Annotated in this window: 25 protein-coding genes and 1 pseudogene; 12 read left to right on the top strand and 14 right to left on the bottom strand. The window is 68.2% G+C overall.

Annotation, left to right across the window (positions count from 1 at the left end):
• Positions 1–42 precede the first annotated feature (42 nt).
• From B9Y64_RS02185 to B9Y64_RS02165, 5 genes are all read left to right on the top strand, one after another.
• Positions 43–624: an NMCC_0638 family (lipo)protein gene (locus B9Y64_RS02185; RefSeq protein WP_100439323.1), complete on the top strand. Its 582-nt coding sequence runs from the start codon at positions 43–45 to the stop codon at positions 622–624.
• Between the two features lie 209 nt (positions 625–833).
• Positions 834–1,301, top strand: a complete 468-nt coding sequence (locus tag B9Y64_RS02180) for a DUF2975 domain-containing protein (protein ID WP_100439322.1) — start codon at positions 834–836, stop codon at positions 1,299–1,301.
• Between the two features lie 13 nt (positions 1,302–1,314).
• A complete protein-coding gene (locus B9Y64_RS02175) occupies positions 1,315–1,539 on the top strand; it encodes a helix-turn-helix domain-containing protein (RefSeq protein ID WP_100439321.1) in 225 nt (74 codons plus the stop codon).
• Positions 1,540–1,582: 43 nt separating this feature from the next.
• Positions 1,583–3,124: a TerC family protein gene (locus B9Y64_RS02170; protein WP_100439320.1), complete on the top strand. Its 1,542-nt coding sequence runs from the start codon at positions 1,583–1,585 to the stop codon at positions 3,122–3,124.
• A gap of 153 nt (positions 3,125–3,277) precedes the next feature.
• Positions 3,278–4,414, top strand: a complete 1,137-nt coding sequence (locus B9Y64_RS02165) for a metallophosphoesterase (RefSeq protein WP_100439319.1) — start codon at positions 3,278–3,280, stop codon at positions 4,412–4,414.
• A gap of 451 nt (positions 4,415–4,865) precedes the next feature.
• On the opposite strand, the gene B9Y64_RS02155 is transcribed toward B9Y64_RS02165, so the two are convergent.
• The 5 genes and pseudogenes from B9Y64_RS02155 to B9Y64_RS02135 all read right to left on the bottom strand — a co-directional run.
• Positions 4,866–5,504 carry a ferric reductase-like transmembrane domain-containing protein gene (locus B9Y64_RS02155; protein ID WP_100439318.1) on the bottom strand — a complete coding sequence of 213 codons (639 nt, stop codon included), beginning with the start codon at positions 5,502–5,504 and terminating at the stop codon, positions 4,866–4,868.
• Between the two features lie 83 nt (positions 5,505–5,587).
• Positions 5,588–6,322, bottom strand: a complete 735-nt coding sequence (locus B9Y64_RS02150; protein WP_100439317.1) for an HvfC family RiPP maturation protein — start codon at positions 6,320–6,322, stop codon at positions 5,588–5,590.
• On the bottom strand, positions 6,315–7,160 hold the full coding sequence (locus B9Y64_RS02145) for an HvfB family MNIO-type RiPP peptide maturase (RefSeq protein ID WP_100439316.1): 846 nt from the start codon (positions 7,158–7,160) through the stop codon (positions 6,315–6,317). The genes B9Y64_RS02150 and B9Y64_RS02145 overlap by 8 nt, the downstream gene beginning before the upstream one ends.
• Positions 7,161–7,216: 56 nt before the next feature.
• Positions 7,217–7,693, bottom strand: a complete 477-nt coding sequence (locus tag B9Y64_RS02140) for an HvfA family oxazolone/thioamide-modified RiPP metallophore (RefSeq protein ID WP_100439315.1) — start codon at positions 7,691–7,693, stop codon at positions 7,217–7,219.
• 94 nt (positions 7,694–7,787) lie between these two features.
• A pseudogene (locus B9Y64_RS02135) lies at positions 7,788–8,099 on the bottom strand (DoxX family protein); the annotation flags it as partial.
• Between the two features lie 380 nt (positions 8,100–8,479).
• On the opposite strand from B9Y64_RS02135, the gene B9Y64_RS02130 reads away from it, so the two are divergent.
• The 6 genes from B9Y64_RS02130 to B9Y64_RS02105 all read left to right on the top strand — a co-directional run bounded on the left by B9Y64_RS02130 (position 8,480) and on the right by B9Y64_RS02105 (position 14,387).
• Positions 8,480–9,274, top strand: a complete 795-nt coding sequence (locus B9Y64_RS02130) for an alpha/beta fold hydrolase (protein ID WP_100439314.1) — start codon at positions 8,480–8,482, stop codon at positions 9,272–9,274.
• 3 nt (positions 9,275–9,277) lie between these two features.
• A complete protein-coding gene (locus B9Y64_RS02125; protein WP_100439313.1) occupies positions 9,278–9,823 on the top strand; it encodes a redoxin family protein in 546 nt (181 codons plus the stop codon).
• A 57-nt stretch (positions 9,824–9,880) separates the two neighbouring features.
• The gene (locus B9Y64_RS02120; protein ID WP_100439879.1) at positions 9,881–10,621 is read left to right on the top strand and encodes a response regulator; all 741 of its coding nucleotides are present in this window, start codon (positions 9,881–9,883) and stop codon (positions 10,619–10,621) included.
• Positions 10,618–11,931: a sensor histidine kinase gene (locus B9Y64_RS02115; protein ID WP_100439312.1), complete on the top strand. Its 1,314-nt coding sequence runs from the start codon at positions 10,618–10,620 to the stop codon at positions 11,929–11,931. The genes B9Y64_RS02120 and B9Y64_RS02115 overlap by 4 nt, the downstream gene beginning before the upstream one ends.
• Before the next feature lie 104 nt (positions 11,932–12,035).
• The gene (locus B9Y64_RS02110) at positions 12,036–13,049 is read left to right on the top strand and encodes a hypothetical protein (protein WP_100439311.1); all 1,014 of its coding nucleotides are present in this window, start codon (positions 12,036–12,038) and stop codon (positions 13,047–13,049) included.
• Positions 13,050–13,127: 78 nt separating this feature from the next.
• On the top strand, positions 13,128–14,387 hold the full coding sequence (locus B9Y64_RS02105; protein ID WP_100439310.1) for an MFS transporter: 1,260 nt from the start codon (positions 13,128–13,130) through the stop codon (positions 14,385–14,387).
• Between the two features lie 4 nt (positions 14,388–14,391).
• On the opposite strand, the gene B9Y64_RS02100 is transcribed toward B9Y64_RS02105, so the two are convergent.
• The gene (locus B9Y64_RS02100) at positions 14,392–15,339 is read right to left on the bottom strand and encodes a nucleoside hydrolase (RefSeq protein ID WP_100439309.1); all 948 of its coding nucleotides are present in this window, start codon (positions 15,337–15,339) and stop codon (positions 14,392–14,394) included.
• 152 nt (positions 15,340–15,491) lie between these two features.
• On the opposite strand from B9Y64_RS02100, the gene B9Y64_RS02095 reads away from it, so the two are divergent.
• Positions 15,492–15,851, top strand: coding sequence for a hypothetical protein (locus B9Y64_RS02095; protein ID WP_100439308.1), 360 nt, complete (start codon positions 15,492–15,494; stop codon positions 15,849–15,851).
• Positions 15,852–15,923: 72 nt separating this feature from the next.
• Here the strand turns inward: B9Y64_RS02095 and B9Y64_RS02090 are convergent, their stop codons facing one another.
• The 8 genes from B9Y64_RS02090 to mdcC form a co-directional block, all read right to left on the bottom strand.
• On the bottom strand, positions 15,924–16,643 hold the full coding sequence (locus B9Y64_RS02090; RefSeq protein WP_100439307.1) for a GntR family transcriptional regulator: 720 nt from the start codon (positions 16,641–16,643) through the stop codon (positions 15,924–15,926).
• A gap of 56 nt (positions 16,644–16,699) precedes the next feature.
• Positions 16,700–18,067: an SLC13 family permease gene (locus B9Y64_RS02085; protein ID WP_100439306.1), complete on the bottom strand. Its 1,368-nt coding sequence runs from the start codon at positions 18,065–18,067 to the stop codon at positions 16,700–16,702.
• Positions 18,068–18,171: 104 nt separating this feature from the next.
• Entirely contained in the window at positions 18,172–19,092 is a 921-nt protein-coding gene (gene mdcH, locus B9Y64_RS02080; RefSeq protein ID WP_100439305.1) for a malonate decarboxylase subunit epsilon, read from the bottom strand.
• Complete coding sequence (mdcB, locus tag B9Y64_RS02075; RefSeq protein ID WP_100439304.1) at positions 19,089–19,946, bottom strand: triphosphoribosyl-dephospho-CoA synthase MdcB; 858 nt, start codon at positions 19,944–19,946, stop codon at positions 19,089–19,091. Before mdcB ends, mdcH begins: the two co-directional genes overlap by 4 nt.
• Positions 19,943–20,584, bottom strand: a complete 642-nt coding sequence (gene mdcG / locus B9Y64_RS02070; protein ID WP_100439303.1) for a malonate decarboxylase holo-[acyl-carrier-protein] synthase — start codon at positions 20,582–20,584, stop codon at positions 19,943–19,945. The genes mdcB and mdcG overlap by 4 nt, the downstream gene beginning before the upstream one ends.
• Entirely contained in the window at positions 20,577–21,287 is a 711-nt protein-coding gene (mdcE, locus tag B9Y64_RS02065; protein ID WP_100439302.1) for a biotin-independent malonate decarboxylase subunit gamma, read from the bottom strand. Before mdcE ends, mdcG begins: the two co-directional genes overlap by 8 nt.
• Complete coding sequence (locus B9Y64_RS02060; protein ID WP_100439301.1) at positions 21,284–22,192, bottom strand: biotin-independent malonate decarboxylase subunit beta; 909 nt, start codon at positions 22,190–22,192, stop codon at positions 21,284–21,286. Before B9Y64_RS02060 ends, mdcE begins: the two co-directional genes overlap by 4 nt.
• Positions 22,189–22,509, bottom strand: a complete 321-nt coding sequence (gene mdcC, locus B9Y64_RS02055; protein ID WP_100439878.1) for a malonate decarboxylase acyl carrier protein — start codon at positions 22,507–22,509, stop codon at positions 22,189–22,191. The genes B9Y64_RS02060 and mdcC overlap by 4 nt, the downstream gene beginning before the upstream one ends.
• Positions 22,510–22,516: the final 7 nt, after the last annotated feature.

The raw sequence follows: 22,516 nt of genomic DNA, 5'->3' as shown, positions 1-22,516 counted from the left end.
CTTTGCCATCCTCCCTGCTGTTTTCCGTACCGTGGAGTTCCGATGCGCACAGCCTCCTGGCTGATCCTGGCCCTGCTGCCTGCCCTGGCGGTGGCGCAGCCTGCGCGCGTGCCCAAGGCGAGCGCTGCCGCGCAGGATCCCTTCAGCGAGTTGTTCGATACCGCCTGCATGCAGCACATCGGCGCGCCGGCACGGTTGCAGTCGTTGATGGAATCCAACGGGCTGGCACCGCTGCAACCCGCCGAGGCTGCAACGTTGCTGCAGGGACAGGCGGGCGTGGCCTGGATGGTGCCGTTGGCCAGCGGCCGCTATGCGGTCAGCTGGGCCGACGATGGCACCTGCTCGGTGTATGCGGAGAAGGCCGATGCCGCGGTGGTGCAGAAGGGCTTCGCGCGGCTGGTGCAGGCGGCGCCGAAGCCGTTGCAGGCGCGCTCGCTGCCGGGCCGTGGGCCGTTGTCGGCCGACCAGGTGGCGATCCAGTACGGCTGGGCCACGCCGGGGCAATCCAAGCTGCAGGTGCGCTTCCGGCTGGTCACGCGGCAGGCGGCCGAGGCCGGCGTACAGGCGATGGCCTCGGTGACGCCCGGCGAAGCGATGCTGGAACCGGCTGCGCCGCCCCGGTAGTGCCGGCAAGGCCGCGTGCCCCGCAGGCTTCCCATGCCTGCGATTCAGCCTTTCACGCAGGATGTGATATATCGTTTATCGATAAATCCACCCCGGGGCGGCGAGGCCACCCCAATGCCGGAGGCCGCTTGACCGCTCGTCCCGCCCGCGCCACACCCGCGCGAGGCCTGTTCACCCTGGCCCAGGCCGCCGTCCAGGCCGTCCGGGCGATGTGCTGGCTGGGCATCCTGGCCGCACTGCTGGCCGTGCCGCTGGTTGCCCACGACCGCCGTTGGCTGCTCGACAGCGTCCATGACGCCGGTGCCGCCGCCGCGCATGGCAACGACCTGTTCCTGCACTTCTGCCTGGGCCTGGGCGCGATCGTCGCGCTGCTGGTGCTGTGCCTGCTGTTCCTGCGCCACCTGCTGCGGCTGCTGAAGTCGGCGGCGCGCGAGCGGCCGTTCACCCACGCCAATGCACAGCGCCTGCAACGCATGGCGTGGCTGATGCTGGCGATGGAGCTGCTGTCGATCCTGATCGGTGCCTACGCCGCCTGGATGGGCCCGGACTTCACCTGGATGGAGGTGGGCGGCGGCATGTCGATCACCGGCCTGTTGGCAGTGCTGATGCTGTTCGTGCTGGCGCGTGTGTTCGCCGTGGGTGCAGCGATGCGCGATGACCTGGACGGCCTGATCTGATGGGCGCGCGCTGATGGCGGTCATCATCACCCTGGACCGCATGCTGCAGGAACGGGGCATGACCCTGTCCGAGCTGGCCGGGCGCATCGACATCACCCTGGCCAACCTGTCGATCCTGAAGACCGGCAAGGCGCGCGCCATCCGCTTTTCCACTCTGGATGCGATCTGCCGCGAGTTGCAGTGCACGCCCGGCGACCTGCTTGGGCATGACCCGGCGCAGGTGCAGGACGCTGACTGAGTGATTGCTTTTTCCCCTTACCTACTGACGAAACGGACCTGAAATGGAATGGTTGGCTGACCCCTCGATATGGATGGGCCTTGCAACCCTGGTCGTGCTGGAGATCGTTCTCGGCATCGACAATCTGGTGTTCATCGCGATCCTTGCCGACAAGCTGCCCCCGCACCAGCGTGACCGCGCGCGGGTGATCGGCCTGGCACTGGCGCTGCTGATGCGGCTGGTGCTGCTGGCCGCGCTGGCCTGGATCATGAAACTGACCGAGCCGCTGCTCACGCTGTTCGACCACAGCTTCTCCGGGCGTGACCTGATCCTGCTGGGCGGCGGCCTGTTCCTGCTGTTCAAGGGCACCATGGAGCTGCACGAACGGCTGGAAGGCCGTGAGCATCACGAGGATGGCAAGAAGGTCTATGCCAGCTTCGCGATGGTGGTGGCACAGATCGTGGTGCTTGATGCGGTGTTCTCGCTCGACTCGGTGATCACCGCGGTCGGCATGGTCGACAACCTGGGCGTGATGTATGCCGCCGTGACCATCGCGATGGCGCTGATGCTGGTGGCGAGCAAGCCGTTGACCCGCTTCGTCAACAAGCATCCCACGGTGGTGGTGCTGTGCCTGGGCTTCCTGCTGATGATCGGTTTCAGCCTGGTGGCCGAAGGCCTGGGCTACAAGATCCCGAAGGGTTATCTGTACGCGGCGATCGCCTTCTCGATCCTGGTTGAAGCGTTCAACCAGTGGGTGCGTTTCAATCGTGAGCGCAACGAGCGCCGCCAGCCGTTCCGCCAGCGCACCGCCGATGCGGTGCTGCGCATGCTGGGCGCACGTCCGGCCAACGGCCATGCCGACGAAGGTGTGGACGAGCAGGTGGACGCCGAAGAGCGCCTGCAGCCGGCCGAGCACGAGATGATCCGCAGCGTGCTGGGCCTGGCCGATCGGCCGGTGTCGAGCGTGATGACCGTGCGTGCCGATGTGCAATGGATCGACCTGGCGCGCGGGCAGGAGGACGTTGTGGCACGCCTGGTGGCGTCGCCGCACACCCGCCTGCTGGTGGGCGATGGTGATCTGGACAGCCTGCGTGGCGTGGTGCAGAGCCGCGACCTGCTGGCCGACCTGCTGCAGGGCAAGCGGCTGCAGCTGGAAGGCAACCTGCGTGAGCCGCAGTACGTGCTGTCCAGTGCCAGTGCACTGCAGGCGCTGGAACTGATCCGCCAGCATCCGGTGCCGCTGGCGGTGGCCGTGGACGAGTACGGCAGCGTGGAAGGCCTGGTGACCGCCAACGACCTGTTGGCGGCGATCGCCGGTGACCTGGTCGATACCCAGGATGAACGCTATGGCGTGGTCGCGCAGGGCGAGGGCCAATGGGAGGCCGACGGCGCGCTGACCCTGGACGACCTGCAACGGCTGGCCGGTGTATCGCTGCCGCGCAGCGCCGACTACATGACCATCTCCGGCCTGGTGCTGGAACAGCTGGGCCGCCTTCCGGACATCGGCGATGCGGTGGAAGTGGCCGGTGTGCGCATCACCGTGCTGGCGATGGAAAAGCGTCGTATCGCCCGCCTGCGGGTGGAACGCCTCGACGGCATCGCTTGACCAGCACATCGTTGTAGAGCCGGGCCCATGCCCGGCTGCTTGAGGATGTTTGTAGAGCCGAGCCCATGCTCGGCTGCTCCCTGAGCAGCCGGGCCCGGCGCTACACAACGCTGCCCGCAGCCGTCACCATGGCGGGCCCGCTTTCTTTCCTGGATGGTTGCAGTGCTGAGTACGATCGGTTTGTTGATGGGCCTGTATGTGGCCTGGCGCCTGTTCTGGCCACTGCGCATGCCCACCTGGCTGAAGGTCGTGCTGTCGCTGCTGCTGGTAGGCGTGGCCGTGCAGCTGCGCATCGTCGCCACCTTCTGGGGCACGATGGCGTCGCCCGAGATTCCGAAACTGGCCATCGCTACCCTGGCTACCGGCTCCACGGCGGTGTTGCTGCTGGCCTTGGTGATGCTGGTACTGGATGCCGGCCTGCTCGCTTCCCGCCTGCTGCGCCGGCCACGCGCGGTGGCCGCATTGCGCACGCGCAGCCTGCGGCCGGCAGCCGGCGTGCTGGCCCTGATGGTCAGCGGTTATGGCATCAGCCAGGGCATGGCGGTGCCCCAGCCCCGGCAGATCGAGGTGAGCATTGCCGGATTGCCGGCCGCGTTCGACGGCTATCGCGTGCTGCAGCTGACCGACATCCACGCCAGCCGCCTGCTGACCGGCGACTGGGTGCGCAGGGTGGTGGACGAGAGCAACGCACTGACGCCGGACCTGATCGTGATCACCGGCGATCTGATCGACGGCAGTGTCGAGGCCCGCCGTGACGACGCGCGCCCCCTTGCAGACCTGCGGGCGCCGGACGGTGTCGTCGCCATCACCGGCAACCATGAGTACTACGCGCAGTACCAGGACTGGATGCAGGCGTTCCGCGCGCTGCACATGCAGGTGCTGGAGAACAGCCATCTGCAGGTGCGGCGCGGCGATGCGGCGCTGACCATCGCCGGGGTCACCGATCCGGTCGCCGCACGCTATGGCCTGCCGCTGCCGGATCTGGACGCCGCATTGGCCGGTGCCGATCCATCTGCGCCCGTGATCCTGCTCGATCATCGCCCGCGCAACGCGCGCGAGGCGGCAGCGCGCGGCGTGAAGCTGCAGTTGTCCGGGCATACTCACGGTGGACAGATCATCGGCATGGACCAGCTGGTGAAACGGGCCAATGGTGGCTTTGTCTCCGGCCGCTACGACGTGGACGGGATGACGCTGTACGTGGGCAACGGTGCGGGCCTCTGGGCCGGTTTCCCGGCGCGCATCGGCGTGCCGTCGGAGATCACCCTGGTGACATTGCGCCGCGCGCCGTGACCGTAGACGGGGTCAGATCCATTTCCCGGGGGAAAGGGATCTGACCCCTGACAAATCTGGAAAGATTCATGTCCGTATCCCGCGCCCCGATGGAACGCCTGATCCGCGCCAATGCGGATGAGATCAACCGGCTGCAGCGGGCCATCCACGAGAGTGCTGCGTCGCGCTGGCGTGACCCGGAACAGAAGCTGCTGCACGCCCAGGCCTGCGCGGCGTTCCACCAGCACTACGAGCGGCTCGCGTTTCCGGGTGGCTACGCCAACGCGCTGAAGCTACTTGCCGAACACGATCCAGATACGCTGGATGTCGCGCTGACCTTTCTCGAAGTGCGGCCGTATTTCTTCCGATCCGGATACATGTGGAAGACGCTGCTGAAGCGCGTGCAACGGGTCCCCATGGGGACGAAGCAGCACGCGCGGCTGCAGAAGATCCTCGATGCCTACGCGGCCTATCAGGCCGCCCGCAGCGGCGGCCGCGCATGCGCACTTCGGCGCAGCGCCTGCGTCCGCTTGGCAATCCAGCGCACCACGAAGGCGGTGAACAGCAGCGCCGACGGCACCGCATACCAGAAGTTGCCCGGCACGCGCTTGAAGTACGAGTAAGTAAACACCGCCGCGATGATCCACATGCCGGTGACGTGCAGGCGGCGCCAGGCGGTGGGTCCCATGCGCCGGGCGAGCCCACGGTGCGAGGTGATGGCCAGCGCCAGGATGGCGATGTAGCCCACCGTGCCCGGGAGGTTGGCCAGCGCGGATCGTGCTGGCCAGAATGCCGGGTTGAGGATGCCAAAACTGGTGATGGCGATTGCATGCAGCAGGTGCGAGAACGCGAAGGACAGGCCGATGATGCGCCGTTCGCGCAGCAGGAACCGGGTGAACGGGCCGGGCAGCAGGCTGGCGAACGACGATGCCGTGAACGCCGCCAGGAACAGCAGGAACGATGTGCGTGCAGTGACCCGGATCGCTGCTCGGCTGCCCTCGGCCACATCGGCATGCAGGGCGAACGCTCCCAGTGCGAAGGCGATCAGTACCGCCGCGATGGCCACGAACAGGCGCCAGCCGTACAGCAGGGGTGGATTGGAAACGGCCATGGTCAAACCTCGAAGTAGGGGATGGGTAGCACCGGTCGCTGGCCGGCCAATGAATGGGTAGTGCCGGCCGCTGGCCGGCACCCTCAACAGTCGTTCGGCACAACCAGCACGCCCGCCGTGCACAGCTCGCCCAGAACGGGCACACAGGCCACGCGCAATGCGTCCGTTTCCACGCCATGTGTTTCGGACAGCAGCTGCAGTGCCTTATCCACCGGCGCGTCGTCGTCACCGAAGACCGATAGCAGCGCGTAGGCCAGCGGTGACAGTTCCTCGACCTGCAGGCTGAAATCGGCGAGGCGCTGGATCACCAGCAGCGTGGGAGCTGCGCTCAACACTGGCTCCAGCGCCTCGTCCTCATGTACCGGCCACTGGTAGCCAAGCACCCGCACCAACGGCGAAACCACCAGCACATCACTGCCCACTGGAACACGGCGCAGCGAGCGGCCGGCGTCACGCGCTTCAATGTGCAGCGACTGCTGCGTGCTCTCGTAGTGCGCCAGTTCCGCTGCCCAGCCCGGCAGTACCAGCGCGTCCTGCACCGCCAGCCAGGTCGCGAACTCGCCGGCGATCCGTGGGAACAACGGGGTCTGGCAGGCGTGGCTGGCGTAGTAGTACTCCACTGTGTCGCGCCAGCGCGGCGTGCCCAATTGTTGTTGCAGTCGCGGCAGGCTGCCGGCCAGCAGGGTGTCCAGGCTGTCGATGCACAGGCGGCGGTATACCGCCAGCCTGCGCGCCTCGACGCCATCGGGTGCGACCATCGCAGGGTCGCGCACATGATCGGCCCAGCGCCGTTGCAGGGTAGCCAGCGACTCAACCATGGGCCACCTCGGGGCAACGTGCCTCGGTTTGCGCCTGGCGGATCTGCGCAACCTCGGCCAGCAAATCGGCCAGCGGCGGAAAGTTGAAGTCGCGCTCGAGCAGCGTGGGGCGCACGCCCACCCGCGCATAGGCCTCGTGCAACAGCGCCCAGACCACGCCTTTCACCGGCGCACCGTGGGTATCGATCTTGAGGCCATTGTCTTCATCGAAGTGGCCCGCTACGTGCAGCGAGGCGACACGGTGGGACGGCACGCGGGCCAGGAATTCGAAGGCGTCGTAACTGTTGTTGCAGGCGTTGACGAAGACGTTGTTGACGTCCAGCAGCAGGTCGCAGTCGGCTTCGGCGAGTACGGCGTTGATGAAGTCGATCTCGCTCATGTCCGCACCGGCAACGGCGTAGTAGGAAATGTTCTCCACTGCGATGCGTCGGCCCAGCATGTCCTGCACCTGGGCGATGCGGCCGGCGACATGGCGTACGGCCTCGGCGGTGAACGGCAGCGGCAGCAGGTCGTAGACATGGCCGCCGGCGGCGCAGTAGCTCAGGTGTTCGCTGTACAGCTGCACCTGGTGCAGATCGAGAAAGGTGCGGGTCTGTGCCAGCAGGGGGCGGTCCAGCGGGTCCGGCCCCCCCAGCGATAGTGACAGGCCGTGGCAGGTCAGGGGGTGGCGCTCGCTGAGTTGGCGCAGCGCGGCCCCGTGTGCACCGCCGACGCCGATCCAGTTGTCAGGGGAGACTTCGAGGAAGTCGATGGCACCGGCCGGCATTGCCAGCAGTTCGTCGATCAGGCCACGGCGCAGGCCAAGACCGGCGGCATTGAAGGGCAGGGGCAGGGACATGGCGGATGCTCCAGAGAGAGGGCGCCGCCTTGAAGGCGGCGCCGGTTGAACGTCGATCAATCGTCAACGCGGGAGAACAGACCCTTCGGCATCGGCTTGCCGTTGGCGGTGTAAATGCTGCGCAGGTAGTCGTGCGCTTCCTGCTCGGTGATGTAGCCGTCGTGATCGGTGTCGATGCGGTCGAACTCGGCGGCACGCGTGGCGGCCACGGCGTTGAACTCGGCACGCGAGACCCGGCCGTCGTGGTCACGATCGGTGCGGGCAAACGAGGCGTCGCCGCACTTGCCTTCGCCACACTGGCCCTCGGCCACCCTGGCCTTGCCGGCGGGCTTGTTGGTGGCGGTCTTGTTGGCCCCGCACTTGCCTTCACCGCACTTGCCTTCGGCGGCGGCGCTCATGGCCACCGCGCTGATCGCCAGCGGTTGGATCGCCGCGGCCTGGCCGGCCAGCAGCAGGCCACCGGCCAGGGCGATGCCAATGGCACCGATGCGCGGCAGGCGGAAGGAAGGGGTGTTCTTGGTCGAGACGGACATGTGGTGACTCCTTGGGAAAGCACGCGGGGCGTGCGGGATGGACGCCGCCGAAGAGGCGACGGAAAGCGAAAAGCGCGGGAACATGGGAATCAGCTCAGGCGGAGCGGCGGCGACGCAGCAGATAGCCCAGCAGCAGCACACCGCCGAGCAGGGCGCCGCCGAAGCCGACGCCGGGCAACAGCGCGGCAACCGGCAGCAGCAGGGCGATCAGGCTGACGCCCCAACCCAAGCCGTCATTGCCGACGGGGGCATGCTGCGAGCCGGCCAGCAGTCGGTCCACGCTGAGTGCGCCGCCGCCGTTGAGGATCAGTGGCAGCAGCATGGCCAGGAACAGCAGCGGCAGCTTGAAGTTGCCGTAACCCTGGTCGGTGATCGCATAGCCCTGCCAGAGTTCGCCCAGGCCGTCAGGTGGGGGGTATACACGGAAGAGGCAGTGCTGATCATGGTGGTGTCCTGCGGGCCAGTGGTCGATGGAGGCCATTTCAGGCGGCGCAGGTATCGGCAACGTGTGCCGTTGCCCGGGGTTTTGTCAGCGACTGTGGCCGCGGCCGGGGTTTCGTACAGTCAGATACAAAGACGACGCGTTGATGCCCATCGGGGCGCTGCGCGCCCGCGTGCGGGGAGCGATATCCACCCGGTAGCGCCCAGCCAGGACCGGCGCCCGAATGTATCCCACTGTAGAAACCCGCCTGCGCCCTACAGTCCGGTACAACTCCGCGCCACGGAGAAACAGCGCCGATACACCGGCAGGCGGAAATGGCCACTCCCAACACCGGAGTGCCACCCATGATCCGTACCTCGTTGCTTGCCGCCGCTCTCGCCCTTGCCGGCGCCGTCACCCCCGCCTTCGCCGCGCAGACCGATGCCGGCGCGCCCCCCACCGTCATCCTGGTGCACGGCGCCTTCGCCGATGGCTCCAGCTGGAGCAAGGTCATCAGCACCCTGCACGAGTGGAAGCTGCCGGCAGTGGCCGTACAGAATCCGCTCACCTCATTGGCCGACGACGTCGCCGCTACCCGTCGCGCGATTGCTGCCGCGCCCGGCAAGGTGGTGCTGGTCGGCCACAGCTGGGGTGGCACGGTCATCACCGAAGCGGGCAATGACCCGAAGGTGCAGGCGCTGGTGTACGTGGCGGCCTTCGCACCGGATGCAGGGCAGTCTTCGGCGCAACAGGGCGAAGGATTCCCGGTCGGTCCGGGCCTGGCCCGACTGCAGGAGAGGGATGGCTACCTGACCTTGCCGGCCGATGCCGTCGCCCAGGACTTCGCGCCGGACGTGATGAAAAAGTCGGCCGCACTGCTGTACAGCACGCAGGTCCCGTTGAAGGCCAGCGCGCTGGGCGAGGTGGTGAATGTTGCGGCGTGGCGCAGCAAGCCGAGCTGGTACGTGCTCAGCCGAGATGATCGCATGCTGTCGCCGCAGCTGCAGGCCGCGACCGCACGTCGTATCGGTGCACAGCTGCAATCGATCGGCAGCAGCCATGTGTCGCTGCTTTCGCATCCGGCGCAGGTGGCCGACAGCATCCTGGAAGCGGCCGGGGTGAAGCCGGCGGAACTGCCGTTGGCCGAGCAGGGGGGCTGAGCGATGGCGGCACTACGAGGTTACGCGCTGCCGCTGCTGCTGGGCCTGCTGGGCGGAGCGGCGTTGTTGCTGGCATGGCCGGGCGCGGATGCCGGCGCGCAACCGCTCGACACAGCACCGATGGCGGGGTTCGACGGTGGCGGGCCCTGGCACAACGGCCCACCGGTCACATTGAAGCAGTTGCGGGGGCAGATCGTGCTGGTCGAGTTCTGGACCTACACCTGCAGCAACTGCCTCAACGTGGCGCCGTATGTGCACCAGTGGCATGCACGGTACGCGTCGCAGGGCCTGAAGGTGATCGGCGTGCATACGCCGGAGTTCGCCTATGAAGGGCTGCCCGGCAACGTGCGCAGGGCCATCGCGCGGTTGGATATCACCTGGCCGGTGGTGCAGGACAACCGGTACCGGATCTGGAACGCCTGGGGCAACCGCTTCTGGCCCGCGCTGTACCTGCTCGACCGGCAGGGGAGGGTGGTCTACCGCCATTACGGCGAGGGCGACTACGCGCGTACCGAAAGCGAGATCCAGCGCCTGCTGGCCACCCCCTGAGCCGCGCTACCATGGCCGCGCCGCGCGGCCTTGACCTCCGTCTTCATCGAGAACGCAATGAACCACGTACCGCACATCCTGGTCGTCGACGATGACAGCGAGATCCGCCAGATGCTGGCCGACTACCTGCAACGCAACGGCCTGCGCGTGAGCCAGGCCGACGGTGGTCGGGCCATGCGCGCGCTGCTGGACACCCATGCGGTGGATCTGGTGGTGCTGGACGTGATGATGCCAGGCGAGGACGGACTGAGCCTGTGCCGCAACCTGCGCGCCGGCAAGCATCGTGCGGTGCCGGTGGTGCTGCTGACCGCCCGCGACGACGAGACCGACCGCATCATCGGCCTGGAAATGGGCGCCGACGACTACGTGACCAAGCCATTCTCATCGCGCGAACTGCTGGCGCGCATCAATGCGGTGATCCGACGCACGCAGATGCTGCCGCCAAACCTGCAGGTGAGCGAAGCCGGCCGCCAGTTGGCCTTCGGCGACTGGCGCCTGGATACCACTGCCCGCCATCTGCTGGATGCGCAGGACACCGCCTATCCGCTTAGCGGTGCGGAATTCCGCCTGCTGCGCGTGTTTCTCGACCACGCCAACCGCGTGCTCAGCCGCGACCAGCTGCTCAGCCTCACCCAGGGCCGCGATGCCGAGTTGTTCGATCGCTCGATCGACCTGCTGGTCAGCCGCGTGCGCCAGCGCCTGGGCGATGACGCGCGTGAGCCCACCTACATCAAGACCGTGCGCAGCGAAGGCTACGTGTTCAGCGTGCCGGTGCAGCTGCTGGGGCCGGACGAATGAACACCGGCGCACGCCGTCCACGCTGGCCGCGCACGTTGTCGGCGCGGCTGCTGCTGGTGCTGCTGGGCGGACTGGCCCTGGCCCACGCACTGTCCTTCGGCCTGCTGTTCTTCGAACGTTACCAATCCACGCGCAGCATGATGCTGCGCAACCTCGACGAGGATGTGGCGGTGAGTGTCGCGCTGCTGGAGCACCTGCCCGCGGAGCAGCGTGATGCGTGGGTGCCGCGGCTGGAGCGGCGCACCTACCGTTACCTGCTGCGCCCGGCCGCGGCCGGACCAGGCCTGCAGACCGATCGTGCACGCCAGGTCACCGCGATCATCGACGACAGCCTGCAGTACCGCTATCCGTTGCAGGCGCGCCAGGTGGCTCGCCTGCCGGAGCGGTTCGAGGTGGAACTGCGCCTCCATGACGGCACACCCTTGACCATTGAAGTCACCCCGTCCGGCTTGCCGCTGGCGCGTTGGCTGCCCGCCGTGCTGCTGGTGCAGCTGGCGCTGCTGCTGGTTTGCGCGTGGCTGGCGGTGCGCCTGGCCATGCGCCCGCTGCAGCAGCTGTCGCATGCGGTGGAGCATCTGCAGCCGGGCAAGGACGGGCCCGCACTGCCTGAAGATGGCCCTGCGGAAGTGGGCGGTGCGGCGGCCGCGCTCAACGCGCTGCAGGCCCGCATTCGTGGCCATGTCAGTGAGCGCCTGCAGATCCTGGCCGCGATCTCGCATGACCTGCAGACCCCCATCACGCGCATGAAGCTTCGGGTGGAGACCCTGCCTGAAGACAGCACCCAGCAGCGGCTGCTGGCCGACCTCGACCACCTTGGTCAACTGGTGCGCGAGGGCGTTGCCTATGCGCGCAGCAGCCACGTCGCCAGTGGCGCGCCGGTGGCGATGGACCTGGGCGCATTCCTGGCCAGCGTGGTCGGCGATTACGAGGACATGGGCAAGCCGGTCAGTGGTGTTGCGCCCGCTGGACTGGTCGTGCAGACCTGGCCGCAGCCGCTGCGCCGGGTGGTCGGCAATCTGGTCGACAACGCGTTGCGTTACGCCGGTGCCGCCGAGATCGAGGCGGGCCGCGATGAGGCCGGAAGGGTGTGGATTGGAATTTCCGACCGTGGCCCCGGCATTCCCGAGGACCAGCTGCAGGCCGTGCTGGCGCCGTTCCATCGGCTGGAAAGCTCGCGCAATCGCGATACCGGCGGGACCGGCCTGGGCCTGGCCATCGCGGTGCAGCTGGCGCAGTCGCTGGGCGGCTCACTGCGGCTGCACAACCGCGAGGGCGGTGGCCTGCGGGCAGAGCTGCAGCTGCCGGGGTAACGGGCGGGGCCCTGGATCCACGCATGGCGTGGATCTACGGCATTCTTGCACGGCCTCGGGATCGGCGATCATCTGCAGGGAGTGTCGAAACCAGGAAGCACGCAATGCAGGGACCGCATCTTTCAATCCGGCGTCCGCGCCACGTCGCGCTGCTGGTTGGGCTACTCGCGCTGGCGGCATGCCAGCGCACACCGGATGCACCGACCGCGGCACCCGCAGCGGGCACACCGCTTGCCGCCCTGGCGACCGCAACAGGCCTCTCTCCGCTACTCGATGCCTTGCCGACCTGCGCGCTGGACGGCTGGTACATCGATCAGCAAACCGGGCGCCCGGCCCATCCCTGGCTGGCCGCGAACGCGTCGAAACCCTGCAAGGTGGACGAGGAGAACGAGATCGCCACGTTCTGCGTGCAGGGGCAATGGAAGGGGCTGCCGGTGGAGGAGGTGATCCTGCCGACGATGACGTTCGCTTCGTTCCGTGGGACGAAGATCGGCTTGCCGCTGGAGAAGGCACGCTCGATCGCCCGCCAGCAGTTCGGGCAGGATTTCCCGGGCGGTGCGGCCTACGAGGAGGGACGCGAGCCGAAGCTGATGGCCGATCCCGAGGATGCGCAGCATTCCTGGCTGCTCTGCAGCACGCCCGAACCGGGTGATGACATTGGCGGCGAGGCCAGCGTCAGCTATTCCGGCATGAACCTGCCCTACGACCACGACGGGTGCAGCTATCGCTACAGCCCGGTCGATTTCTGCGATGCGCAGCACGTGGTGCGCGTCGAGGAAGCGCTCAGGAACGAGAAGCCCAACTTCAACCAGCACTACCTGCTGGTCCAGGTCGATGATCGCCCCGAGTTTTTCCAGCGCTCGGTGGTGCTGGTCGACACCCGCACGGGTCGCGCCACGCCATTGCCGGTCGATGCGTTTACCGGTCCGGCGGAGAAGGGGGGAGACGCCATCCGCTACGGAACCCTCGAAACGGGCGTCGACCAGCAGCAGTTCTGCCTGGATGGTGCGCTGCTGGTCTACCGCGTGTTCGAGGAGGGGCGCTTCTGCTTTGGCTTTGATGGAGAGCGCTTCACCGGGCATGAGACGCAATACATGCAGCCGATGGATGCCCGATGACCGGTACTTCACCCCGGCCATGACACCCTGCCCGGAACCTGCACAACCGGGAACGAGGCTGTTGAAGGCGAACACGCAATGACCGCAGCGCGGCAGCGCTCAATGTGGGTGGCCGGCCTGTCCACGGTGGTGGAGTGGTACGACTTCACCCTGTACCTGTACTTCGCGACGGTGCTGTCGCGGGTGTTCTTCGGCGGTGGCGAACAGGCGCTGCTGGTGACACTGGCCGGCTTTGCGGTGTCCTACCTGATGCGCCCGCTGGGCGCGCTGTGTTTCGGCCACCTTGGCGATCGGCTGGGCCGGCGCTGGATGCTGCTGGCCTCCATGGCATTGATGGCGGCCGCGATGCTGGCTACCGCGCTGCTGCCGACCGCCGCCACGGCAGGTGCGACCGCCGGCGTGCTGCTGCTGGTGCTGCGCTGCGTGATGGCGTTTTCGGTGGGCGGCGAATACACCGGCGTGGTGGCGTATCTGCTGGAAAGCGCACCGGTGCGGCGACGTGGCCTGGTCACCTCGCTGGCCTCGGCTGCCAGTGAAGTGGGCGCGCTGCTGGCGGTGGCCATTTCCGCACTCACCGTGGCGCTGCTGCCCGCCCCGCAGCTGGACAGCTGGGGGTGGCGCATTCCGTTCTTCGTGGGCGCCGCACTGGCGCTGGTGATCCTGGTCGCGCGCTCGGGCATGCACGAATCGCCCGAGTTCGAGCGCCAGCGCCGCGAGGGCAGCATTCCCGCCACGCCGCTGCGGCATGTGCTGCGCAACCATTCTGCAGCAGTGGCGCGCACCTTCGCGATCTCGGCCCTGGGATCGATCACCTACTACGTGGGCATCACCTATGTGCCTGCATTCCTGCACGCGCGGGGCCACGATGAGGGCGATGCACTGTGGCTGTCGACGATCGCCGCGGTGGCGGTGATCGCGATCACGCCGCTGTGCGGCGCATTGTCCGACCGCGTCGGACGACGGCCGGTGTTGTTGGGCCTGACCGTGCTGGCAGCGTTGTTGCCACTGTCCCTGTTTGCGTGGATGGCACAGGCGTCGGTGCCAGGCATCGCGCTGGCCGCGGTGCTGCTGGCCTGCGTGGCCGGTGGTGTAAGCGCGGTGGCGGCCCCGGCTACGGCCGAGCAGTTCCCCGGCGAAGGCCGGGTCAGCGGGCTGGCACTGGGCGTGACCATGGCCACGGCCGTGTTTGGCGGTGCGACGCCGTGGCTGGCGCAATGGTGGGTGGAGCGCAGCGGCTGGGCGGCAGCGCCAGGTGCGATGATCGCGCTGGTGGCGGTGCTGGTGCTGCCGGTGCTGTGGACCCTGCCCGAGACGGTCCCGGGCAGGGCCAAGCGCTAGCGGGTCAGACCTTCAGGGTCTGCTCGATGTCGGCCAGTACCGCGGCCGCATCCACGCCGATGGCAATCGACTGCACCACGTGGCCGTCCCACACGCTGGGGCCGAACGCCAGGCCTTCCGGCTTGGGAATGGTCATGCCGCGGGCAACGCCGTCGGTGGCCACGCGTACGCTGGCGCGCTCGAACTGGAACAGTTCCGGACGGGTCAGCGCGATGCAGGCGCAGCAGTCGTGCACGACCATGCCCTTGTGGCCGGCCTGCAGGTAGAAGTCCACGTAATCCTGCGACAGTGCACGCACCAGCTCGGCATCGGCACCGCCGATCGCGGCCAGGGTGTCCAGGCCGTCACGGTTCATTTCCACGCGGGTGGTCACGTCCAGGCCGATCGCAGTGACCGGCCAGGTGGCGGTGAACACCACGTCGGCGGCTTCGGCATCGCCCCAGATGTTGGCCTCGGCGGCCGGGGTGATGTTGCCGTTGACGTGGAAGGCGCCGCCCATGATCACCACGCCGCGCACCAGGCCGGCGATGTCCGGGGCCTGCTGCAGGGCCAGGGCCAGGTTGGTCATGCGACCGACCGCAACCAGGGTCACTTCGCCCGGATGGGCGCGGACCAGATCGATGATCAGCTGGTGGGCCGGGCGCGTATCGGCGGCCACATCCAGGCTGGCCGGCACCGGATGGTTGCCCAGGCCGTTGTGGCCGTGGATGTGCACCGGCCAGGCTTCCGGGGTGGCTTCCGGCTGCAGCGGGCCACCGGCACCGCGCGCGACCGGGGCGGCAAAGCCCCAGGCCTGCTTCAGGTACAGCGCGTTGTGGGTGGTCGATTCCACCGAGGCATTGCCGAAGGTGGTGGTGACGCCGATCAGGTCGATCTGTGCGTGCTTGTGCAGGTACAGCAGCGCCAGGGCGTCGTCGACGCCCGGGTCGGTATCGAAAATGACTTTCAGCATGTTGTTGTTCTTCTTCTTCCGTGTGGTGCAGGGGGGCCGGCGGCCCGGAGGCAGGCCGGCGCGCCCTACATTGTCCCATCTTCATGACAGGCAGGGCCATTGCCGGGACGGCGGGCCATAATCCCCCCAAGTCCAGGCCCGGAATCCGCCGCATGCTGATCGTCGCCCTTCTGCTGGTCCTGCTGGCGCTGGTCCTGAACGTGGTGGCCACGGCGGTCATTGTCGGGCGTGACGGCCTGTCGGCCGGCGGCCGGACAGTGCAGCTGCTGCTGGTCTGGCTGCTGCCACTGGTCGGGGCCATCCTGTGCCTGGCAGTGACCACGTCCGATGGCTCGGGCAGCCGGGGCGATGGCGGCGGAAGCTACGACAGCGCCGGTGGGTATTCCGGTGACAGCCACAGCGATTACAGCCACAGCCACAGCCACAGCCACAGCGATCACAGCCACAGCAGCTCCGACTGCGGAAGTGACAGTGGCAGCAGTGACGGCGGCAGCTGTGGTGGCAGCGATTGATGGGACGTTCCGGGGTACCCAGCCGAAGTCACATCCTGGTAGTGCCGGCCGCTGGCCGGCAAACGCATCAGCTCAGCCGCCGCCTTCAGTGGGCAACGGCGCCGGCACGTTCAGCAGTCCACCCGCTGCCACATAGGCAGCCAGGGCTTGGCCCTGGCTCAGCAGATGGCGCTCCATGGTGCGTTCGGCAGCCTGCGCGTCGCGGCGGCGGAAGCACTCCATCAGCTCGCGGTGTTCGGCCAGCGACTGCGCGGTGCGGCCCGGGGTCAGCAGCTGGCGGCCGCGATGCATCTTCAGGATGCGGTGCAGGTCGTGGGTGATGCGGATCAGCCAGGGATTGCCCGCGTAATGCTGCACCGTTTCGTGGATCAGGTAGTTGTTGCGGTAGTACTCGGCGATGTTGCCCCCGGCCGCTGCCGCTTCCATTGCCGCATGCAGGTCTTCCAGCTGTTGCACGCCGGCCTCGTCGATGTGCTTCACCGCCTCATGCGCGCAACGGCCTTCCAGCATGGCCATCACCGGGAACAGCTGGTTGAGGTCTTCCAGCGTCAACCGGGTGACCCGGCTGCCACGACCGGCATCGATCTGCACCAGGCCTTCGGCCGCCAGCAGTTTCAGCGCCTCGCGCAGGGGCGTGCGGCTGATGGCCAGTTCTTCGCACAGCGCGGGCTCGTCGATCCACTCACCCGGCGGCAGCCGGTAGTCGTAGATGCGCTCGCGCACGTGTTCGGCCACCTCTTCATACAGAGGTGCGCGCTTCTTCGGTGACCGCGGGGCAGGGGCAATGGCCATGCGCAGAGTGTAACGCCAGGTCGCGCCGGCCAGCGGCCGGCACTACCGTCGGGTGGTTACATCCAGCCTGGCACCACGAATACCAGCCACGCCAGCAGCGGCCCAAGCGCCACCACCAGTCCGCTGTAGACCAGGAAGCGGCGGAACAGGGTCTCGCGTTCTTCCTTGGCTGCCGAGGCCACCACCAGTGCTCCATTGGTTGAGAACGGGCTGACATCGACGATGGTGGAAGACACCGCCAGCGCACAGATCACGCCGGCTGCGCTGAGGTGGCCCTGCATCAGGAACGGCACGGCCAGCGGAATCGTTGCGCCAAGCACCGCTGCAGACGAGGCGAACGCGGAGACGATACCGCCGACGTAGCAGACCAGAAGCGCACCGAGCAGCGGGATGCCGATGTCGGAAACACCGTTGCCGATGAAGTCCACCGCGCCGGCATGTTCCAGCACGCCGATGTAGGTCACCACGCCGCAGATCAGCAGCACGGTGGACCAGCTGATGCCATCGACCGCACCCTTCTGGCTCTGCGGGGACAACAGCGCCAGTGCCACCGCCACGGTAATCGAGACCAGGCCGACGTTGAGGTTGTAGATCAGTGCGGCCACGCCCAGGCCCAGCAGGCCGACCAGGGTGAACAGCCGCTCGCGGGTCAGGTTCACCGCATCGAGTGCCGCCGGATCATTGGACAGGGTGCCGCCACCGGCAGCAACCAGCGCGCCATGGCCCTCGATCGCGAACTGGCGTGACGATGCCTGCGGGCCACCGGCCATCGCCAGCCCGGCATTGCCGATCGTTCCCGCCGCAGTGATCGAGCCACGACGCAGCAGGGCGATGCCACCGAAGGCGAAGAAGCAGATCGTCGCCATCATGAAGTTGAAGCCCAGGCTGGTCAGGAAAACCGCCATTTCAGTGACTTCCAGCCCGGCTTTCTGCACCACGCCATTGGTGATGCTGCCGTACACACTGATCGGCGAGAAGCCGCCCGCCTGGGCGCCATGGATGACCAGCAGGCCCATCATCAGCGGATTGATGTTGTACTGCTTGGCAAAGCGCAGGGCGACCGGGCCGATGATCGCGACCGCAGCCGGGCCCAGCGCACCGAACGCGGTGAGGACCGCGGTGATCACGAACATCACCCACGGAATGGCCACGATATGGCCGCGCACCGCTTTCACTGCCCAGTGCACCAGCAGGTCGATGGTGCCGTTCTTCTGCGCGATGGCGAACAGGTAGGTGATGCCGACCAGGGTCAGGAACAGATCGCCGGGAAAGCCGGCCAGGACTTCCTTGCCTCCCATGTCGACCCACAGCCCGCCGATGATGAAGGCCAGCGCGAAGGCGACGGCGCCCATGTTGATCGGCATCGCCGTGGCGACGATGAACATGATCACCAGGCCGATGATCGTTGCGATTTGTGGACTCATGCGCCCTCCCAGACACGTGGCTCACGTACAGCGCGGATGGAGACCCGCCATCCCGGGGTAAGGCGACGTACGGCGTGTTGCGTGATACGTACTGCTCGAACCCGTTACTGCAGCCGCTCCAGCGCGTTGCGGACCCAGGCCGCGGCGCCTTCAAGGCTCTTGAACTCTTCCACTGCGCGCACTTCGCAGCACGGATAGGCCGGCGCGACCATGCGCGCCAATGCGTTGCCCGGGCCCAGCTGCAGGAACACCCGCGCGCCACGCTCGAAGGCCTGGCGCATCACCTGCGCCCATTCGATGGTCTGTGCCAGCTGCGCCGACAGCGTGTGCACCACTGCGGCGCGATCCCGCACCGGGCGGGCGTCGACACCGGCCAGCAGGGTCAGTCGCGGCGCCCGCACCTGCGCTGCTTCCAGCACAGCGGCAAACGGTGCCACCGCACCGGCCAGCAGCGGCGTGTGTGCGGGCACATGGACCGGCAACGGGCGGATCTCCGCGCCGTGAGCCTGCGCGCCTGCCGCCAACGCCTGCAGGGATGGCTGGGTGCCGCCGACGATGAAATGATCGTGGCCGTTGGCGATGGCCACGTGCGCGCCGTGCGCATCGCACAGCGGCTGCAGCGTGCGCCGTTCCAACCCCAGCACCGCCAGCATGCCCGCATCGGCAGGGCTGGCGGCATCCATCAGCCGTGCGCGCTGCGCCGCCAGGGCCAGGCAGGTGCTCGCATCGAGGCTATCGGCGACCGCATGCGCAGCCAGTTCACCGATGCTGTAGCCGGCCACCAGCACCGGCTCCGGCAGCGCATCACGCAGCCCCTGCCAGTGCGCCAGCGTCGCCGCGCACAGCAGCGGCTGCGCCAGTGCATTGTCGAAGCGCGCGTCATCGGCGGCCACTGCGAGGACATCACGGCCGAGTACGGCGCCTGCGGCCTGCAGCACATCGCGGGCGGCGGGCAGGTCACGCACACGGTCGAACATCGCCGCATGCTGCGCGCCCTGTCCCGGGCAGAGCAGGGCCAGGCTCATGCGCCCTCCTGCAGCAGCAGGAACCAGCTGCAGGCCAGCAGGTCGGCACTGCCACCGGGGCTCAGGCGGCGCGCGACGAAACCCTCACTGATGTCGCGCAGGCGCGCCTGCCAGTCCGGTGCGAAGGCGCCGCCACTGCCAAGGAAACGGCGCGCCTGCTGCTGGGCCCAGGCCAGGCCTTCGGCACCGCCCCGGTGCAGCAGGTTCAGATCATCCACCTGTGCAACCAGATGCATCAGGGTCTGGGCCATCGCCGCATCGCGCGGTAGACCGTTGTGCAGGGCATGGCGCAGGGTGGGCACGGCCAGGTCGCGCAGCAGCGGGTAACCGGCGGCCGCCTGCTCGCGCACGCCCGGCACGCCGTGGCGCAGGCGCGCGCGCTGTCCGGGGCTGGATGCATCCAGTGGCGCAGCGGCGAAGTCGTTGGCCCAATCCTGCACGGCCAGGCAGACCTGCGTGGCGGGCACCGCGTGGCCCAGCCCGCGGCGGCAGCGTGCGGCGGCGGCGACCAGCAGGCCGAGGCTGAAGATGGCGCCGCGATGGGTGTTGATGCCGCCGGTGGCGCGCAGCATCGCCGCCTCGGCGGCGATGCCATGTGCGCGCAGGGTGGCGAACGGCGCATCATCGGCGCCCGCGCCGGCAATGGCGGTGAAATAGTGGCGCAGCGCGAACAGGCTGCGCAGGAAGGTACCGGCGTCCATGTCGTCATGGCTGCCGGTATCGAACGGGGTGACCAGGCCAGGCTTGGGCGCACAGGCCAGTTCGGCGTGCAGGCTGGCGATGGCCAGCCGGCCCAGGCGCGCGCTGTCGACGCGGCGCGCGATGTGCGGGCTGGCCTGCGCGAGGGCGTTCACGCAGCCACTCCGGTGGCGGTGAACAGGCGTTCGCGGGCTTCCAGTGCGGCACCCTCCAGGCGCTTGACCAGCACCTGGCGGCTGCCACCGGCGTACTCGCGCCAGTTCACCGCGCCGCCGTCGGCCAGGCACAGTTCGCCGTCCACCCGACGGCCGTGCTCGCGCTCCCAGCCCTGCAGGCGCGCGACCAGTGCATCGGCCTGCGCAGGGGCGTCCACCTGCCACAGCAGGTCGATGTCCGACGCTGCATGCACATAGGGCAGGCCGCTCAGGTGCTGCCAGGCGAACGCGCCGAACACGCGGGCCGGTGCAAGGCGCGCCATCGCGTGCAGCGCGGCCTGCCAGTCGCTGGCAACACCGGAGGTGAGCAGCGCTTCCAGCGTCGGCGGCGGCTGCTGGCGAAGCACATCGTGCAGCGGCACGCGCAGGGCCAGGCGCTGCTTGCCTTCGCCGGGTGGCAACGGCACGCCCAGGCGCAGCCGCGGGTCGGGATCATCCACGGCACGCCGCGCCACCATCGCGGGCAGCCCTTGCGCAAACCACGCTGCCAGGCGCGGTTCCTGCGCGGCCACGTCGGCCCGCCAGCCGGCGTTGGCCGACAGCCAGACCAGCGTGTGGCGGGCGGGCCGGTCAGGCATCGCCGCGGGCCACCGCCGTGCAGACATCCGCAGCCAGCGCCCGTCCGCCACGTTGTGCGCCGCACGCGGCACGCAGATCGCCGTCGCTGGGCGTGCGCAGTGCCTGCAGCAGGTGCTCGGCCAGGTCGCCATCCCACAGCGATTCGACCGCGCCCATCGCCACGTAGTTGGCCACGCCCGGCGCGAACACCGGCGAGCTCTGGCTGAGCGCCTGCAGCTTCTCCAGCGGTTGCTTGGTCACCCGTGCCATCGCGCGCAGGTCCATCACCCGCACCTGTGCATCGGGCAGGGCGTGGATGTGGTCGGCCATCAGGCCGAAGGACAGGAAGCCGCCGCTGACCGATTCACCGTAGACCAGGGTGACCAGGCGCGCACCACGGCGGCGTGCCAGGTCGAGCGTCTGTGCCAGATGCGCGAAGTAGCCATTGATGCCCAGCAGTTCATCGCGCCGCGCCAGGCGCTGGCCGGCGGTATCGGCCAGCATCACGATCGGCCGTTGCGGGTGTGCGCTGGTGCTGGCCAGCACGGTTTCGGCCAGCACGAGTGCATGGTCGACGCCGACCTCGATGCGGTCGGTGGTGCCGATCACCGTCACCTCGCCATCGGCGGTGGATGCGGTGCCGGTCAGTACCGAATCGCGCACGTCGATGGCGTGCCCACGCGGGAACAGGGCGTCGAGCAGGGGCTGCAGCGGTGCACTCATGGCAGGCTCCGGCCAGCGGTGGCGGCAAGGAAGGCGTCGGTATCCAGCAATGGCAGTCGCTCGGGTTCGGCAATGCCCTGGCGGGTCCAGATCTCCAGTCCGTCGCGGCAATCGCCCCAGGCCTGCACGCGCGCCTTCAGCGCGGCGTGGCGGGCCTGCAGGGCGCCCAGCGCGGTGCCGGTATCGCTGCTGGTCGAGTCGGGCTGCAGCGCATCGGCGGCGGCGTGGGCGAAGGCCTCGATGGCGTCGGGCACCAGCACCTGCGCCTGGTCGATCAGGTAACGGTGCTTGCCGCCGGTCACGCGCCACACCAGCGCGCGATCGCGTGAGTCGAACTCTTCCACGCCGCGCACGGTCTCGATCACTTCCGGGCCGGACAGCGACAGGCGTCCCTCTTCGGACATGATGACCGTGGTGCAGCAGCGGGCCACGATGCCCATGCCGCCAAAGGCACCGTTGCCGCTGCCGATCAGGGCGACCACCGGCACGCCGGCAGCGCGTGCAGCCAGGGTGGCGCGCATGATCTCGGAAATGGCGATCAGCCCGGCATTGGCTTCATGCAGGCGCACGCCGCCGGTATCCAGCAGTAGCAGCACGCCCTCCGGCCGTGTTTCGGCCGCGCGCCGCAACAGGCCGGTCAGCTTGGCGCCGTGCACCTCGCCCACGCCGCCGCCCATGAAGCCACCCTGTTGCGCGGCCAGCAGTACGCGCTTGCCCTGCAGCGTGGCTTCGCCGACCACGATGCCATCATCGAATGCGGCCGGCTGGTCGAGCTGGGCCAGGTGCGGACTCATCATCCGTCGCGCCGGGCCGAGCAATTCGCGGAACGAACCGGCGTCGGCCAGTCCCGCGATGCGCTCGCGTGCATCGGCTTCGTAATAGCTGTGGCGTCGGGCGTGGCTCATGGCGTGCCTCCGGCCAGCAGTGTTTCCACTGCCTGGTCCAGGCGCAGGCTGACCACCGCCGGGGTGGCACCGGCGTCGTTGATCGACACGCGTACATCGCGCAGCGGATGGCGCTGCGCGAAGTCGCTGATCACTGCCTGCCACACGCTGCCGAAGCCCTGCGCGGCGGTGATGATGCGCACCGTCATCGCGCCGTCCAGTGCGGCCGGCTCCAGCAGTATTTCCAGGTTGCCCGAGGCCAGCACGCCGACCAGCACCGCGTCGTGCGGAAACTGCACCGGGGTATGTCCATCGAATCGATAGTCGAGGGTTTCCATGCTCATC

The organism is Stenotrophomonas maltophilia (assembly GCF_002799245.1).
GTDB lineage: Bacteria > Pseudomonadota > Gammaproteobacteria > Xanthomonadales > Xanthomonadaceae > Stenotrophomonas > Stenotrophomonas maltophilia_S.
This window is presented reverse-complemented; position numbering and strand designations above follow the sequence as displayed.